We start from the raw sequence: 15,919 nt of genomic DNA, 5'->3' as shown, positions 1-15,919 counted from the left end.
GGCGGGCCACACGTGTCACATCCACCGCAAACGGAATTTTCCCTTGCGAAGGATCCGTGAAGCCCGCCGAACCGCCGGTCCCGCCCCCCACACCGCCCGCGCGCCTTACTAGGATGCCGCCCGGCGTTGCTACCGCATCGAAGGGGAGGAGTCACCATGGCCTGGGACGAATGGAACCAGCTCAAGGCGGAGGCGGCGGGGGGCTCCTCGACCCGGATGCAGCTGAACCGCGTCCCGGACGAACCGGACGGCAAGAGCCTGTCCAACAACACCCAGGGTGACCTCAAGGTCGTCAACGAGCACCTCGCCAAGATCGGCGACCACGCCTTCGGGCTCTACAACCGGCTGTGGCGCGAGGGCCGGGTCGCCGCGACGACCACCGACTCCGCGGCCTCCGACCTCTCCGGCCAGGGCTTCGAGCTGGGCGGCGCGCTGAGCCACGTCTCCATCAAGTGGGAGTCCGCGCTCGCGGACCTCATGGACGCCTGCGCGCACATCTCGAACCACATGGACTACACGAAGAACGCCCACGCCGGCGACGAGATCTTCATCGAGCGGCGCATGAGCGGCATCGCGACGCTCGACGCCGGCTTCGACGAGCGGGCCTCCGAGCCCGGCAAGCCGAACGACGTGTACGGCGAGAAGGACGACAAGGGCGAGAAGAAGGACGGCAAGTGATGGACTTCGACACCCTGCTGCACGCCAAGTTCGGCACGCTCGACGCGGCGCTGACCGACTGGAACACCCTGGTCACGAACCTGGAGAAGCTGGAGAAGGACGCGAGCGAGGGCCTGAAGGGCGCCGCCGCCAAGGCCGACTGGCAGGGCGTGAACTCGCAGGTCGGGCGGAAGTTCATCGACAAGACCGCCGGCGAGTTCGGCGACGCGCACACCCAGGCCACGTCCGTCCGCAACATCCTCCGCGACACCCTCGGCGAGCTGAAGAAGTACAAGACCGACCTGGAGGGGGCCATCGCCACCGCCCGGCTCCAGATGGTCTCCGTCGTCCCCTCCGGGAAGAACTTCGTGGCCAAGGCCATGGACGGCGACGCCGGCAAGGACGTGAAGCAGAGCACCGTCGACGGCGTCCGCGACCAGATCGACCGGATCATCGCCGGCGCCGCCGAGAGCGACAGCTCCGCCGCCAAGGTCCTGCGCGCCCTGGTGGACCAGGCCGACAAGGGCTTCGGCGACGCCAAGTACGGCGACCGGGATCAGGCCGCCGACGCCCTGCGCACGGCCGAGCGGCTCGCCGACCTGGCGAAGAAGAACCCCAAGGAGCTGACGGAGGCCGAGTTCGACACGCTGCTCGCCGGCCTCACCAAGTACCACGGCGACGACCTCTTCGCCTCCGCCTTCGCCCACAAGCTCGGCGCCAAGGGCACCCTCGACTTCTGGGCCGGTCTCAACGACCTGAACGACAGGGACCAGCCCGCCGACGGCAAGCGCTACGAGCAGTACAAGGACCTCCAGAAGAACCTCGGCCTGACCCTCGCCAATGCCACGCAGAGCGCGAGCCCGGACATGACGCGGTGGAAGTTCGACATGCTCCAGGCCGTCGAGAAGCCGTACGGCCCCGGCACCGGCGTCTCCGGCTACGTCGTGATGAGCAACCTCATGCGCTGGGGCGACTACGAGGACGACTTCCTCGACAGCTACGGCCGCAACATGATCGCCAAGGAGCAGGAGGGCGTGCGCGAGGGCCGCCGCCCCGAGCAGATCTGGGGCTACAACGGCGGCGGCCTCTGGCCCCACCTGAACGCCACCGGCACCGACGCCGGTTTCGACCCGATGACCGGCTACATGAAGGCCCTCTCCAACAGCCCGGACGCCGCCACCGCCTTCTTCTCCTCGGAGTTCATCGACAAGGACACCGAGAACAACCCGTTCAAGCGCGACACCGACGGCGACGGCAACAAGGGCCACATCGGCCTCTCCAACTTCCAGTACCTCTTCGAGGAGCGGGAGTGGATGCAGGACCAGGACTCGGAGGGCGAGGACAGCATCTCCGGCAAGAACTACCTCGCCGCCGCGCTGGAGGCCGCCACCACCGGCCACCCGGCCGGCGAACTCCCCACCTCGGCGACCGCCGCCCACACCGAGGAGCAGGCCAAGCTCTACGGCCAGATCGTCAAGTCCGTCTCCGAGGTCCCCTCCCGCCTCACCGACAACGGCTTCATGTCCGACAGCCTGGGCCAGATCTCGGCCGAGTACATGGCGGACATCCACCGGGGGCTGCGCGCGGGCGACGCCGGCGAGGAGAAGCTCTACCCGATCACGGGAGCGGCCGCGTCCCTCAACGAGCAGGACCTCACCCGCTTCCTGTACACCGTCGGCCAGAACCCCGAGGGGTACGCGGCGGTCAGCGTCGGCCAGCACGCCTATACCGCGGGGATGCTGGAGTACCACTTCGCCCACCCCGACGCGTTCGTGGACGAGAAGGGGAACACCCCCGCGCAGAACCTGGAGAAGGCCACCTCCGCCGTCGCGCACAACGCGGGCGAGATCCAGGGCATGCTGGGAGCCGGCCGCGCGTACGCCTCCGAGCTGGACGCGGGCAACAAGGACGCCGAGTTCAACGACGCCATCACGAAGGCGGGCGAGCTCGGCGAGTCCCTCGTCGGCATCGGCGTCGGTGCCGCCACCGCCTCGGCCGTCGGCCCGGGCGCGGTCATCGCCGGCGGCGCGGCGGAGACGGTCGCGGGCGAGATCATCGGCAGCCTCACCGAGGGCCTGATGAAGGACAGCTCGGGCGAGGTGATCTACCGCAACGGCGAGGAGATCAACGCGACCCGCGAGTCGACCTTCGCCCTCGTCGAGAAGGCCGCCCAGGAGTCGGAGAAGAAGACCGGCGTCTCCTACCCGAGCATCGTCTCCTCGATCGCGGGCCAGACCGAAGCGGGCTTCACCTCCGCCCAGACCAACATCCGTGACTACTGCGAGGGCGTGGGCGTCCCGAACGCGCTGGAGAAGGACAAGTGACCATGCAGATGGCGAAGAAGCGCGGCATCATCGCGCTCGTCGTCCTGGCCCTGGTCGCCGCCTGGGCGGGGATCAGCTACGCCACGAACACCCCGCCCTTCAAGAAGCCGAAGGGGACGATCGAGGCGGCAGGGCTCTGCCCGTCTCTCGGGGCGTCGCAGGAAGCGGCGGACATCCTGAACCGGATCCTGCCGTACGCCGCTGAGTACGAGGTCTCCCGTGAGGAAGGCACCCCGCGCGGCGCCGCCCCCACCGACGTGCACCACACGTCGAGCTGTTCGATCAGCGGTGACGGCCGCCGGCTGCTCCTGGTGCGGACGGAGATGGCCTCCTGGACCAGCGAGGCGTCGTGGCGGGAGGAGGTGCTCGGCACCACCGACGGGCGGAAGCCGACGGCCTTCGACGCCGGGCGCTGGGCCTTCACCTCGACCCCGGAGATCCTGCGGGTCGGGGCGGTCTTCTCCGCCTGCCTGCCGGCCGGGGACGCCGGCCTGAGCACCTCCGTGGTGCTGCCGACGCCCGCCCCCGCCGACCACCTGGACGACCTCCGCCGCCTCACGGAACTCGCCGCCGAGCAGGCACACGAGGCCGCCCGCTGCACCGTGCCCGCGGACACTCCTCCCGGCGGGTAGCGGACATGGCGGCGAAGAAGAAGCGGATCACCGTGACGGCCGTCGTGACTTCGGTGCTCGTCACCGCCTGGGCGGGGATCAGCTATGCCACGAACACCCCGCCGTTCAAGAAGCCGAAGGGGACGATCGAGGCGGGCGAGCTGTGCCCGTCCTTCGGGGGGTCGCGGGAGGCGGCGGACATCCTGAACCGGATCCTGCCGTACGCGACCTCGTACCGGATCCCCCCGGAGGAGGGCGAACGCCGCACCCCCGACCCTCGGGACACCTCTCACAACTCCTGGTGCTACGTCCACGGTGACGGCCGGCTGCTCACGGTCCACACCGAGATGAGGGGTGGAGAGACCGAGAAGGAATGGCAGGACAGGGTGCGCAACATCGTCCGGTCGGGCGGTTCGGAGCCCTTCGACGCCGGCCGCTGGGCCTTCACCACCTCCACGCGGAAGGCCGCCGCCGTCTACTCCGCCTGCATCCCCTACGACAACGCCGGCCTCAGCACCTACATCCGGCTCCGCGACCCCGCCCCCGCCGACCGCCTGGACGACCTCCGCCGCCTCACGGAACTCGCCGCCGAGCAGGCGCACGAGGCCGCCCGCTGCACGATCCCCGCGGACACCCCCCGGAAGTAGCCGGGAACGTGAGGAGGGGCGCGACCGACGGTCGCGCCCCTCCTCATGTCCGCGCCGCTGGATCCGGGTGTCCAGCCACACGCCCCGGCTACGTCGCGGCGAATCTGGCCAGGGCCCAGATGGCGGCGAGGTCGAGGACCATCACGATGATCGACCACCCCGGGTAGTACGGGATGAACATGAACTGGCTGATGAGGCTCACCGCGCCCACCGCCAGGCCGGCGCCCCTGGCCCAGCTCTGGCCGAGCAGCACCCCCAGACCCGCGGCGATCAGCACGATCCCGATGACCACGTGCAGCCAGCCCCAGGCCGTCACGTCGAACCGGTAGGCGTAGCCGGGCGCACTGAAGAGGGACGCCTGTCCGATGCCGGCGGCGCCCATGAGAATGCTGAGCGTCCCGCTCAGCTCCAGGGCGACACCCGCGAAGAGGTGCGGGCCGGTCACCCACTGGCCGTCGTGGGACGGCGTCGTGCCTTTCCGTGCCCTGCCGGACATCTCCGCCATGGCCTCCACCTTCCTGAACAGGGCGACAGCCGTCACGCACCGCGAGGGTGGGGCAGCCGCCTCTGACTCAGTCTCGTCTCGCCCTGATCGCACCGCGACCGCAGGCGGCCGTCCGCGTCCGCCGGCCGCCCCACGCGAGGAGGGCCCGACCGCCGGCCGGGCCCTCCCTCTCGCGTTCACACGGCTAGATCCAGGTGTCCAGCCACATCCGTGCCCGCCATTGATCCATCGGGATCGGCGTCGCCGTGTAGATCGGCCAGAAGTAGATGAAGTTCCAGACGATCAGCAGGACCAGGCAGCCCGCCGCCACCGCGCCGAAGGTGCGGCGCCGCTCCGTGGCGCCCTTCGGGCCGATGATCGCGCCGATCATCATGGCGACGGCGAGGCACAGGTAGGGGACGAAGACGACGGCGTAGAAGAGGAAGATCGTGCGCTCCTGGTAGAGGAACCAGGGGACCCAGCCCGCGGCCACCGCGCAGGCGATCGCGCCGGCGCGCCAGTCGCGGCGGAAGGCCCAGCGCCACAGGACGTACACGAGGGCGAAGCAGGCGGCCCACCACAGGAGCGGGGTGCCGAGGGCCAGGATCTCCTGGGCGCACTTCTCCGTGGCGGAGGAGGGGCAGCCGGCGGTGCCGGGGGCGGGGGACTCGTAGAAGTAGGAGACCGGGCGGCCGAGGACGATCCAGGACCACGGGTTCGACTCGTACGTGTGGGGCGAGGTGAGCCCCACGTGGAACTGGTACACCTCGTACTCGTAGTGCCACAGGCTGCGCAGCCAGTCCGGCAGCCAGGACCAGAGGCCGGGGCCGCCGGGCAGCGCGTCCTGCTTCTCGGCCCAGTCGCGGAAGTAGCCCTTGTCGCCGGCGATCCAGCCGGTCCAGGTCGCCAGGTACGTCACCAGCGCCACCGGCACCACGGACACGAACGCCGGCAGCAGGTCCCTCTTGATCACCGCGAGGTACGGGCGGACCGCGCCGGCCGTACGCCGGGCGCCCACGTCCCACAGGACGGTCATCAGGCCGAACGCCGCCATGACGTAGAGGCCGTTCCACTTGGTGGCCGCCGCCAGGCCCAGCATGACGCCGGCCGCGATCCGCCACGGCCGCCAGCCGAGCCGCAGCCGTTCCGCGAGGTCCGCGTCGGGCCGGAGCACGCCCTCCTCGTCCTCCGGCAGCGCCGCCGCGAGCCGTTTCCTCGTCCGGTCCCGGTCCAGGACCAGGCAGCCGAACGCGGCGAGCACGAAGAACATCAGCACCTGGTCGAGGAGCGCGGTGCGGCTCATCACGAAGTGCAGGCCGTCGACGGCGAGCAGCAGTCCGGCGAGGCAGCCGAGGAAGGTCGAGCGGAAGAGCCGGCGGCCGATCCGGCAGAGCATCAGGACGGAGAGCGTCCCGAGCAGCGCGACCATGAACCGCCAGCCGAACGGTTCGAAGCCGAAGATCTTCTCGCCGACGCCGATCACCCACTTGCCCATCGGGGGGTGGACGACGTAGCCGGGGTCGGTCGGGATGGGAACGGCGTCGGGGTTGGCCAGGATCGTCTTGTCGACGTCCTTGGGCCACGCCCCCTCGTACCCCTGGTTGATCAGGGCCCACGAGTCCTTGGCGTAGTAGGTCTCGTCGAATATCACCGCGTGCGGCTTGCCCAGGTTCCAGAACCGGAGCACGCCCGCGACGGCCGCGACCAGCAGCGGCCCGCCCCACGCGGCCAGCCGCCACAGCCGGTCGGCCGCGTCCTGGCCGAGCCCGAGCAGCGACATGACCCTCGCCGAGGGCCGGGTGTACGGCGGGTCGAGCCGGTCCCTCGTGCCGATGGAGAGCGTGCCGGCGGCGGGCGGACGGTAGCCGAAGCGACGCAGCCGGAGCTGCCACGAAGAGGGCTCGGCCACGGTCGGTGCCATCGCGTGCTGGCCCTCCAGGGCCTCGGGTGCGGTACGGGTCACCGCGCCATCGTAGGGACTGCGTCTGTGCGCGTCGCCTGTCCGGGCGGTGAGGCGCCTCCCCGAGCGGCGACACCCCCGGCCGGCGGCCGCCCCCGACGGGCGGCCGTCCCCGGTGCGCGCCCGTCCCCGGCGGCCGGCTCCCGGTGGCGCCACTTCCCGGCGGGCGGCCCTCCCCGGTGGCGCCGCTTCCCGTGCGCGGCCGTCCCCGGTGTCCGCGCGGCGGCGTTCCGGCTGGGAGGATGGCGGGGTGACAGGAACGCTGGTACTCGCAGGCACCCCCATCGGCGACATCGCGGACGCCCCGCCCCGGCTCGTCGCCGAGCTGGAGGGCGCGGACGTCGTCGCCGCCGAGGACACCCGCCGGCTGCGCGGGCTGACCCGGGCGCTCGGCGTGCACACGACCGGCCGGGTCGTCTCGTACTTCGAGGGGAACGAGTCGGCCCGTACGCCCGAGCTGGTCGAGGCGCTGGCCGGCGGCGCCCGGGTGCTGCTCGTGACCGACGCGGGCATGCCGTCCGTCTCCGACCCCGGCTACCGGCTGGTCGCCGCCGCCGTCGAGGCCGGCATCAAGGTGACCGCGGTCCCCGGCCCGTCCGCCGTGCTCACCGCGCTCGCGCTCTCCGGTCTGCCGGTGGACCGGTTCTGCTTCGAGGGCTTCCTGCCGCGGAAGGCGGGCGAGCGGCTCGGCCGGCTCAAGGAGGTCGCGGCCGAGCGCAGGACCCTCGTCTACTTCGAGGCCCCGCACCGGCTCGACGACACGCTCGACGCGATGGCCGAGGTGTTCGGCGCCGAGCGCCGCGCCGCCGTCTGCCGCGAGCTGACCAAGACGTACGAGGAAGTGAAGCGCGGCCCGCTGGCCGAGCTGGCCGCCTGGGCGAAGGACGGCGTGCGCGGCGAGATCACGGTCGTCGTCGAGGGCGCCCCGGAGACCGGCCCGGAGGAGCTGGACGCCGCCGAGCTGGTGCGCAGGGTGCGGGTGCGCGAGGAGGCGGGGGAGCGGCGCAAGGAGGCCATCGCGGCGGTCGCCGCCGAGGCGGGGCTGCCCAAGCGGGAGGTCTTCGATGCCGTCGTGGCGGCAAAGAACGCGTCCTGAAAAGGCCCGGGAAACGGTAAAGGACTAATCTTTAAGGCAAAGCCGAATCCGGTGCCGGGAGCCTTCACAGAGCGCTTGGCAAGGGAACGCCCAAAACCGCCTCATGCTTTCTTCCGTGCTGATGCGCTCCGGCCCGAAAAGGCGTCCACTGGGACCAGTGGAGAGGAGCTGGCATGAGCGAGACCACCGGCACCGGAACGCCCGTCGCGCATGAGGCGTACGCCTTCGCCTGCATGCGGTGCGGGTACGGCTGGGAGCAGTCCTACGACATCGAGCACCACACGGACGCCCGAGGCCAGGCGTTCGTCGTGTACAAGGCGGACGGGGAGCGGGTGCCCTCCCCGCTCTCGAACCCGACCTGCATGAACTGCGGCGGCCATGTGGTGCGGATCATGCGCGCCGGCCAGGTGTCCACCGTGCTCGACCTGATCGCGTCGATGGAGCACCACGGGCGCGGCGCGAAGGAGACCCGTCCCGTCTCGGCGGCCGGCCCGGTGGGGCAGGAGCTGACGGAGGGCGAGGAGGGCGCGCCGCCGGTCCCGCACCACTGGCACCTCTCCGACCTGCTGCACCCCTTCCGCTCCCGCCGCTGAGCTCCCGCCGCTGAGCTCCCGCCACGGAGAGCGCGCCGGCGGAAGCGCACGGAAACCGCCGCGCGGACCCGCTCATGGCCCTCGTACGATCGGGGCCATGAGTGCCAAGGACGCCCCGCCGCCGCTGCCCGAACCCCTCCTCGTCGCGGTCGCGGACTCGCACACCCACCTGGACATGCAGTCCGGCACGGTCGAGGAGGCGCTGACCAAGGCGGCCGCCGTCGGCGTCACGACGGTCGTGCAGGTCGGCTGTGACGTGAAGGGCTCCCGGTGGGCCGCCGAGACCGCCGCCGCCCACGCGAACGTGCACGCGGCCGTCGCCCTGCACCCCAACGAGGCACCCAGGATCGTCCTCGGCGATCCGGACGGCTGGTCGCGCCAGGGGGCGCGCGACGCGGGCGGTGACGCCGCCCTCGACGACGCGCTCGCCGAGATCGACCGGCTCGCCGCCCTCCCGCACGTCCTCGGCGTCGGCGAGACCGGCCTCGACTTCTTCCGCACCGGCCCCGAGGGCATGGCCGCGCAGGAGCGTTCCTTCCGCGCCCACATCGAGATCGCCAAGCGGTGGGGCAAGGCACTTGTCATCCACGACCGGGAGGCCCACGCCGACGTGCTGCGCGTCCTCGACGAGGAGGGCGCACCCGACCGGACCGTCTTCCACTGCTACTCGGGCGACGCCGAGATGGCCGGGATCTGCGCGGCCAAGGGCTACTACATGTCCTTCGCCGGCAACGTGACCTTCAAGAACGCCCAGCCGCTGCGCGACGCGCTCGCCGTCGCCCCGCTCGATCGGGTGCTGGTCGAGACGGACGCCCCCTTCCTCACCCCGGCGCCCTTCCGGGGCCGCCCCAACGCCCCGTACCTGATCCCGGTCACCGTCCGGGCGATGGCGGAGGTCCGCGGCATCGACGAGAACGCGATGGCGGAGGCGATCGCGGTGAACACGGCCCGCGCCTTCGACTACTGACGGATGCCGACGGGGGGGAGGGCCCGGCGCCGGCATCACCGATCCATAACGGTTACGTCCAGTAGCCGCGTCGTTTTGGAGAGTGACCGGCGGCGGGGCTAGGGTCCCGGCCTCGTGAGCACTTCCCAGGGCAGTCACCGCGCCGGACGGCGAGGAGCGGCGGCCACGCTGCCCGTCCACGAGCAGCCCACCCAGATCGCGCCCCTCGTCGTGCCGCCCGGCACGGCCCCCGGGCGCCTCCCCGAGCCCGCCCCCGTGCCCGCGCAGGGCCGGGCCGCCGCCCGGCGCGGGGCGCGGCGCCGCAAGCCCGCCCGCCCCGCCGGGGACGGGCTGCGCCGGCTCGTCCCGCAGGCCCTCGTCGTCGCCTTCCTGGCCGGCGGCACCACCGCCTTCGTCGCCGACGACAAGGCGATCCGGCTCTCCGTCGACGGCGTCCCCCGCACCCTGCACACCTTCGCCGACGACGTGGACGAGCTCCTCGCCGACGAGGGCCTCGCCGTCGGCGCCCACGACCTCGTCGCCCCCGCCCCCGGCACCGCGCTGGCCAGCGGCGACGAGCTCGTCCTCCGGTACGGCCGGCCGGTCGCCCTCACCCTCGACGGGCACCGCCGCCAGGTGTGGACCACCGCCGACACCGTCGACGGAGCCCTGCGCCAGCTCGGCGTCCGCGCCGAGGGCGCCCATCTGTCGGTCTCCCGCTCCGCCGCGATCTCCCGTAGCGGCCTCGCCCTCGACGTCCGCACCGAACGCGCGGTCACCTTCCTCGCCGACGGGCGCGAGCGGACCGTCCGCACCAACGCGGCCACCGTCGGCGAGGCCCTCGACGAGGCCGGCATCACGCTCGGCGGCGAGGACACCACCTCCGTGCCCCGTGAGGCGTTCCCCCGTGACGGGCAGACCATCACCGTGCTGCGGATCACCGGCTCCACCCAGACCCGCGAGGAGGCGATCCCGTACGCCGTCGAGCGCGTCCGCGACCCCGCCCTCTTCGCCGGCACCGAGGTCGTCGACCGGCAGGGCGCGCCGGGCCTGCGCCGGATCACGTACCACCTCCGGTCCGTCAACGGCGTCCGGCAGAAGCCCCGCCGCACCGGCGAGGAGATCGTCCGCGAGCCGGTCTCCCGCAAGGTCCGCGTCGGGACCCGCGCGCTGCCCTCCTCCGTCGCCGGCGCCGACGGCCTGGACTGGGGAGCCCTCGCCGCCTGCGAGTCCGGCGGCCGGCCGAACGCCGTCGACCCCTCCGGCACCTACGGTGGCCTCTACCAGTTCGACCCCGGGACGTGGCGCTCCCTCGGCGGCAGCGGCGTCGCCCAGGACGCGCCCGCCGCCGAGCAGACCTTCCGCGCGAAGAAGCTCTACGTGGCGCGCGGCGCGGGCCCGTGGCCGCACTGCGGGCGCAGGTTGTTCCAGTGACCGGTACGGCGCCCCGTACGCTGTACCGGTGAGCACCACCACCGGCCCCGACGGCCCCGACGCCCTCCTCGGCCCCGCCGACATCCGTGAGCTGGCCGCCGCCCTCGGCGTGCGCCCCACGAAGCAGAAGGGCCAGAACTTCGTCATCGACGCCAACACCGTCCGGCGCATCGTCCGCACCGCGGGCGTGCGCCCGGACGACGTGGTCGTCGAGGTGGGGCCCGGCCTCGGCTCCCTCACCCTGGCGCTCCTGGAGGCCGCCGACCGGGTGACCGCCGTCGAGATCGACGACCTCCTCGCCGCCGCGCTGCCGGCGACGATCGCCGCGCGGATGCCCGAGCGGAAGGACCGCTTCGCGCTGGTCCACTCCGACGCCATGCTCGTCCGGGAGCTGCCGGGCCCGGCGCCGACCGCGCTCGTCGCCAACCTCCCGTACAACGTGGCCGTGCCGGTGCTGCTCCACATGCTCGACCGCTTCCCGACCATCGAGCGGACCCTCGTCATGGTCCAGGCCGAGGTCGCCGACCGGCTCGCCGCCGGACCGGGCAACAAGGTCTACGGGGTGCCCTCCGTCAAGGCCAACTGGTACGCGGACGTCAAGCGCGCCGGAGCCATCGGCCGCAACGTCTTCTGGCCCGCGCCCAACGTCGACTCGGGCCTCGTCTCCCTGGTCCGCCGCACCGAGCCGGTCGCCACCACCGCCACCAAGGAAGAGGTCTTCGCGGTCGTCGACGCGGCCTTCGCGCAGCGCCGCAAGACCCTGAGGGCCGCCCTCGCGGGCTGGGCCGGCTCCCCGGCCGCCGCCGAGGAGGCCCTGGTGAAGGCCGGGATCTCGCCGCAGGCGCGCGGCGAGGCGCTGACGGTGGAGGAGTTCGCCCGGATCGCGGAGGCCAGGGCATGAACGGCGTGACAGGTTCCGACGGCGTGACCGTACGGGTCCCGGCCAAGGTCAACGTCCAGCTCGCGGTCGGCGCCGCCCGCCCCGACGGCTTCCACGACCTCGCCAACGTCTTCCTCGCCGTCTCCCTGTACGACGAGGTCACCGCGACCCCGGCGACGACGCTGACGGTCACCTGCGAGGGCCCCGACGCGGACAAGGTCCCCCTCGACCGCACCAACCTGGCCGCCCGCGCCGCGGAGCTCCTCGCCGCCCGGCACGGCCTCTCCCCGGACGTCCACCTGCACATCGCCAAGGCCATCCCGGTCGCCGGCGGCATGGCCGGCGGCAGCGCCGACGGCGCCGGCGCGCTCCTCGCCTGCGACGCGCTGTGGGGCCTCGGCACCCCCCGTGACGTGCTCCTGGAGATCTGCGCCGAACTCGGCTCCGACGTGCCCTTCAGCCTCGTCGGCGGGGCGGCGCTCGGCACCGGGCGCGGCGAGAAGCTGACGGAGCTGCCGGTCGGCGGCGCCTTCCACTGGGTGTTCGCCGTCGCCGACGGCGGGCTCTCCACGCCGGCCGTGTACGGCGAGTTCGACCGCCTCGCCGAGGGCACCGAGGTTCCCGAGCCGGCCGCGTCCCCGGCGCTCCTGGAGGCCCTGCGCACCGGCGACACCACCGCCCTCGCGGGCGCCCTCGCCAACGACCTCCAGGCACCGGCGCTCTCCCTGCGCCCGTCGCTGGCCGCGACCCTGACGGCCGGCACGGAGGCGGGCGCCCTCGCGGCCCTGGTCTCCGGCTCGGGCCCGACGACGGCGTTCCTGGTGAAGGACGCGGAGGCCGCCGAAACGGTCGCCGCCGCCCTCCGCGCCTCCGGCACCTGCCGCGCGACCCACACGGCGACCTCCCCGGCGGCGGGCGCGACGGTCCTCTGAGACACCGGCCGGGGCCGGCGGCCCCGGCCCGGGGGCGTACTCACCCGGCGGATGAGTATCCGCGCCCTGTCGGCGGACACGCTCCGCGCGGGACCGTGTGCGCATGGGAATCAGCGCGCGGGAGCTCGCGGCGGCGACGCCGGCGAGCCGGGACCGGTACGTCGACCTGCTGCGGGTCGCCTCGCTCACCGTCGTGGTGCTCGGGCACTGGCTGATGGCGGCCGTCACCGCCGACGGGCAGGTCGGGAACCTGCTCGCGGTCGTGCCCGGCCTCCAGATCGCGACCTGGGCGTTCCAGGTGATGCCGGTCTTCTTCTTCGTCGGCGGCTTCGCGCACGCCCTCGCCCACCGCTCCCGCCCCCGGTACGCCGACTTCCTGCGGGCCCGGCTCCAGCGCCTGCTGCGGCCGACGATGGTGTTCACCGGCGTGTGGGGCGCCGCCGCGCTGCTGCTCCAGCTCTCCGGCGCGGACGGCGGGCTCACCGGCGTCGCGCTGCGGCTCGTCACCCAGCCGCTGTGGTTCATCGGCATCTACCTGGCGATGGTGGCGTTCACCCCGCCGCTGCTGCGGCTGCACGAGCGCTGGGGGTGGGGCGCGTTCGCCGCGCTCGCGGGCGGCGCCGTCGCCGTGGACCTGCTGCGCTTCGCGGCGGACGTCCCCTTCGTCGAGTTCCTGAACTTCGCGTTCGTCTGGCTCGCCGTCCACCAGCTCGGCTTCCTCCGCGCCGACGGCATGATCCGCCGCCCGGCCGTGCTCGCCGCCGCGGGCCTCGCCGGCGCGACCGCGCTGGTCGCCCTCGGGCCGTACCCGCTGTCGATGGTGGGAATGCCCGGCGAGAAGGTGTCGAACATGGCGCCGCCGACCCTCGCCCTGCTCTGCCACGCCCTGTGGCTGGTCGGCGCGGTCGAACTGCTCAAGGGCCCGGGGACGCGGTTCGCCGCCCGCGCCGGGGTGTGGCGGACGGTCGTCGCCGCCAACGGGATCGCGATGACGGCGTTCCTGTGGCACCTGACGGCCATGCTCGGGGTGTACGGGGCTCTGCTCGGCCTCGGCGCACCGCTCCCGGCCCCCGCCACGGGCGCCTGGTGGGCGCACGTCCCGCTGCGGTTCGCGGCGGCCGGGCTCCTCACGGCCCTGCTCGTCGCCGTCTTCCGCCGCTTCGAGGCCCCCGCCCCCGCGGCCCCGGCCACCGACCGGGGCGGCCCGCTCGCCGCCCTCGGCATCACGCTCGCCCTCCTCGGCGTGCTCGGTCTCTCCCTGACGGGCTTCGCCGGACTCCTCGACGGCCACTCGGCGACCCTGATAGCCGTCCCCGTCACCGCCCCGGCGGCCGTCGCCCTGGCCCTGGCGGGCTGGCTCCTGGTGGAGCGGGCCGGGCGGTCCGGACCGCGCTGACGGCGGCCCGGCGGGGGAGGGGCGCGGGGACGTACCCTGGGACGTCGATCGATCACCCCGCACTGGAGTCAACGTGGCCGTCAACCTGGTCAATGTCGAGAACGTCAGCAAGGTGTACGGCACCCGTGCCCTGCTCGACGGAGTCTCGCTCGGCGTCTCCGAGGGGGACCGGATCGGGGTCGTGGGGCGCAACGGCGACGGCAAGACCACCCTCATCCGGATGCTGGCGCGCCTGGAGGAGGCCGACACCGGCCGGGTCACGCACAGCGGCGGACTGCGGCTCGGGGTGCTCACCCAGCACGACTCGCTCGACCCGAAGGCCACCATCCGGCACGAGGTCATCGGCGTCATGGCCGACCACGAGTGGGCCGGCAGCGCCAAGATCCGCGACGTGCTCACCGGCCTCTTCGGCGGCCTCGACCTGCCCGGCTTCGAGCAGGGCCTCGACACGGTCATCGGCCCGCTCTCCGGCGGCGAGCGCCGCCGCATCGCGCTGGCCAAGCTGCTCATCGAGGACCAGGACCTCCTCGTCCTCGACGAGCCGACCAACCACCTCGACGTCGAGGGCATCGCCTGGCTCGCCGGCCACCTCCAGAGCCGCCGCTCGGCGCTCGTCTGCGTCACCCACGACCGCTGGTTCCTCGACCAGGTCTGCACCCGCATGTGGGACGTGCAGCGCGGCGACGTGTTCGAGTACGAGGGCGGCTACTCCGACTACGTCTTCGCCCGCGCCGAGCGGGAGCGGATCGCCGCGACCGAGGAGGTCAAGCGGCAGAACCTGGTCCGCAAGGAGCTGGCCTGGCTGCGCCGCGGCGCGCCCGCCCGCACCTCCAAGCCCCGGTTCCGCATCGAGGCGGCCAACGCGCTCATCGCGGACGTGCCGGAGCCGCGGGACGCCAGTGAGCTGATGAAGTTCGCCAACGCGCGGCTCGGCAAGACCGTCTTCGACCTGGAGGACGTGACGGTCACCGCCGGGCCCAAGACGCTGCTCCAGCACCTCACCTGGCAGCTGGGCCCGGGCGACCGCGTCGGCCTCGTCGGCGTCAACGGCGCGGGCAAGACCTCACTCCTGCGGGCGCTGGCGGATGCCGCCGTCACGCAGGGCGAGAAGCAGCCGCCGGCCGGCCGGATCGTCGTCGGCAAGACCGTGCGGCTCGCCTACCTCTCGCAGGACGTCACCGAACTCCCCGCGCAGCTGCGGGTCCTGGAGGCCGTGCAGCAGATCCGCGACCGGGTCGACCTCGGCAAGGGCCGCGAGATGTCCGCCGGGCAGCTCTGCGAGCAGTTCGGCTTCGGCAAGGACAAGCAGTGGACGCCGGTCGGCGACCTGTCCGGCGGTGAGCGCCGCCGCCTCCAGCTGCTGCGCCTCCTCATGGACGAGCCGAACGTCCTCTTCCTCGACGAGCCCACCAACGACCTCGACATCGAGACCCTGACCCAGCTGGAGGACCTCCTCGACGGCTGGCCCGGCTCGATGGTCGTCATCTCCCACGACCGCTTCTTCCTGGAGCGCACCACCGACCGCACCTTCGCCCTGCTCGGCGACCGGACGCTGCGGATGCTGCCGCGCGGCATCGACGAGTACCTGGAGCGGCGGCAGCGGATGATCGAGGCGGCGGCCCCGGCGCCCGCCGCCCCCGCCGCGCAGCCCGCCTCCGGCGTCTCGGCCGCCGACGCGCGCGCCGCGAAGAAGGAACTCCAGAAGGTCGAGCGGCAGCTCGACAAGATCTCCGAGAAGGAGACGAAGCTGCACGCGCAGATCGCCGAGAACGCGACGGATTTCGCGAAGGTCGCGAAGCTTGACGCCGAGTTGCGGGAACTTCAGGGAGAACGTGAAGAGTTGGAGCTGCGCTGGCTCGAACTGGCGGAGAACGCATAACGAGGGCATCACGGACCGGTCCTCCCTTGGGCACAAGGGATGGACCGGTCGCTTTTGCGCCACCGCGTGAGTGGTAGAAA

14 protein-coding genes are annotated in these 15,919 nt (G+C 72.8%); 12 read left to right on the top strand and 2 right to left on the bottom strand.

What is annotated here, in order from left to right:
- Window positions 1-156: 156 nt before the first annotated feature.
- Genes ACIGHB_RS27420 through ACIGHB_RS27405 form a run of 4 tightly spaced genes read left to right on the top strand, consistent with a single transcriptional unit; the run spans window position 157 to window position 4,239 of the window.
- On the top strand, window positions 157-678 hold the full coding sequence (locus ACIGHB_RS27420) for a hypothetical protein (protein ID WP_360312740.1): 522 nt from the start codon (window positions 157-159) through the stop codon (window positions 676-678).
- Window positions 678-2,981 (top strand): DUF6571 family protein, encoded by a 2,304-nt coding sequence (locus ACIGHB_RS27415; protein ID WP_399916600.1) that lies wholly within the window; start codon window positions 678-680, stop codon window positions 2,979-2,981. The genes ACIGHB_RS27420 and ACIGHB_RS27415 overlap by 1 nt, the downstream gene beginning before the upstream one ends.
- On the top strand, window positions 2,978-3,613 hold the full coding sequence (locus tag ACIGHB_RS27410; RefSeq protein WP_399916598.1) for a hypothetical protein: 636 nt from the start codon (window positions 2,978-2,980) through the stop codon (window positions 3,611-3,613). The genes ACIGHB_RS27415 and ACIGHB_RS27410 overlap by 4 nt, the downstream gene beginning before the upstream one ends.
- Before the next feature lie 5 nt (window positions 3,614-3,618).
- A complete protein-coding gene (locus ACIGHB_RS27405; RefSeq protein ID WP_399916596.1) occupies window positions 3,619-4,239 on the top strand; it encodes a hypothetical protein in 621 nt (206 codons plus the stop codon).
- Window positions 4,240-4,327: 88 nt separating this feature from the next.
- Here the strand turns inward: ACIGHB_RS27405 and ACIGHB_RS27400 are convergent, their stop codons facing one another.
- Together ACIGHB_RS27400 and ACIGHB_RS27395 are read right to left on the bottom strand one after the other, a co-directional pair.
- Window positions 4,328-4,780 (bottom strand): hypothetical protein, encoded by a 453-nt coding sequence (locus ACIGHB_RS27400; protein WP_399916594.1) that lies wholly within the window; start codon window positions 4,778-4,780, stop codon window positions 4,328-4,330.
- Window positions 4,781-4,928: 148 nt separating this feature from the next.
- Window positions 4,929-6,686 carry a dolichyl-phosphate-mannose--protein mannosyltransferase gene (locus tag ACIGHB_RS27395; protein ID WP_399916592.1) on the bottom strand — a complete coding sequence of 586 codons (1,758 nt, stop codon included), beginning with the start codon at window positions 6,684-6,686 and terminating at the stop codon, window positions 4,929-4,931.
- A gap of 247 nt (window positions 6,687-6,933) precedes the next feature.
- Between ACIGHB_RS27395 and rsmI the strand changes: the two genes are divergently transcribed.
- The 8 genes from rsmI to ACIGHB_RS27355 all read left to right on the top strand — a co-directional run bounded on the left by rsmI (window position 6,934) and on the right by ACIGHB_RS27355 (window position 15,839).
- Complete coding sequence (rsmI, locus tag ACIGHB_RS27390) at window positions 6,934-7,779, top strand: 16S rRNA (cytidine(1402)-2'-O)-methyltransferase (protein ID WP_360312752.1); 846 nt, start codon at window positions 6,934-6,936, stop codon at window positions 7,777-7,779.
- A gap of 173 nt (window positions 7,780-7,952) precedes the next feature.
- Window positions 7,953-8,372, top strand: a complete 420-nt coding sequence (locus ACIGHB_RS27385) for a hypothetical protein (protein WP_360312754.1) — start codon at window positions 7,953-7,955, stop codon at window positions 8,370-8,372.
- A gap of 97 nt (window positions 8,373-8,469) precedes the next feature.
- Complete coding sequence (locus tag ACIGHB_RS27380) at window positions 8,470-9,339, top strand: TatD family hydrolase (RefSeq protein ID WP_360312756.1); 870 nt, start codon at window positions 8,470-8,472, stop codon at window positions 9,337-9,339.
- A gap of 114 nt (window positions 9,340-9,453) precedes the next feature.
- Window positions 9,454-10,752 (top strand): ubiquitin-like domain-containing protein, encoded by a 1,299-nt coding sequence (locus tag ACIGHB_RS27375; RefSeq protein ID WP_360312758.1) that lies wholly within the window; start codon window positions 9,454-9,456, stop codon window positions 10,750-10,752.
- A gap of 28 nt (window positions 10,753-10,780) precedes the next feature.
- Window positions 10,781-11,653: a 16S rRNA (adenine(1518)-N(6)/adenine(1519)-N(6))-dimethyltransferase RsmA gene (rsmA, locus tag ACIGHB_RS27370; protein WP_360312760.1), complete on the top strand. Its 873-nt coding sequence runs from the start codon at window positions 10,781-10,783 to the stop codon at window positions 11,651-11,653.
- Window positions 11,650-12,564 (top strand): 4-(cytidine 5'-diphospho)-2-C-methyl-D-erythritol kinase, encoded by a 915-nt coding sequence (locus tag ACIGHB_RS27365; RefSeq protein WP_399916588.1) that lies wholly within the window; start codon window positions 11,650-11,652, stop codon window positions 12,562-12,564. Before rsmA ends, ACIGHB_RS27365 begins: the two co-directional genes overlap by 4 nt.
- 103 nt (window positions 12,565-12,667) lie before the next feature.
- Window positions 12,668-13,960, top strand: coding sequence for an acyltransferase (locus tag ACIGHB_RS27360; protein ID WP_399916586.1), 1,293 nt, complete (start codon window positions 12,668-12,670; stop codon window positions 13,958-13,960).
- Window positions 13,961-14,033: 73 nt separating this feature from the next.
- A complete protein-coding gene (locus ACIGHB_RS27355; RefSeq protein ID WP_399916584.1) occupies window positions 14,034-15,839 on the top strand; it encodes an ABC-F family ATP-binding cassette domain-containing protein in 1,806 nt (601 codons plus the stop codon).
- Window positions 15,840-15,919 lie beyond the last annotated feature (80 nt).

The organism is Streptomyces sp. NPDC085460 (assembly GCF_044541975.1).
Lineage (GTDB): Bacteria > Actinomycetota > Actinomycetes > Streptomycetales > Streptomycetaceae > Streptomyces.
Note: the sequence above shows the minus strand (reverse complement) of the source record. Positions and strands in the feature narration are given on the sequence as shown.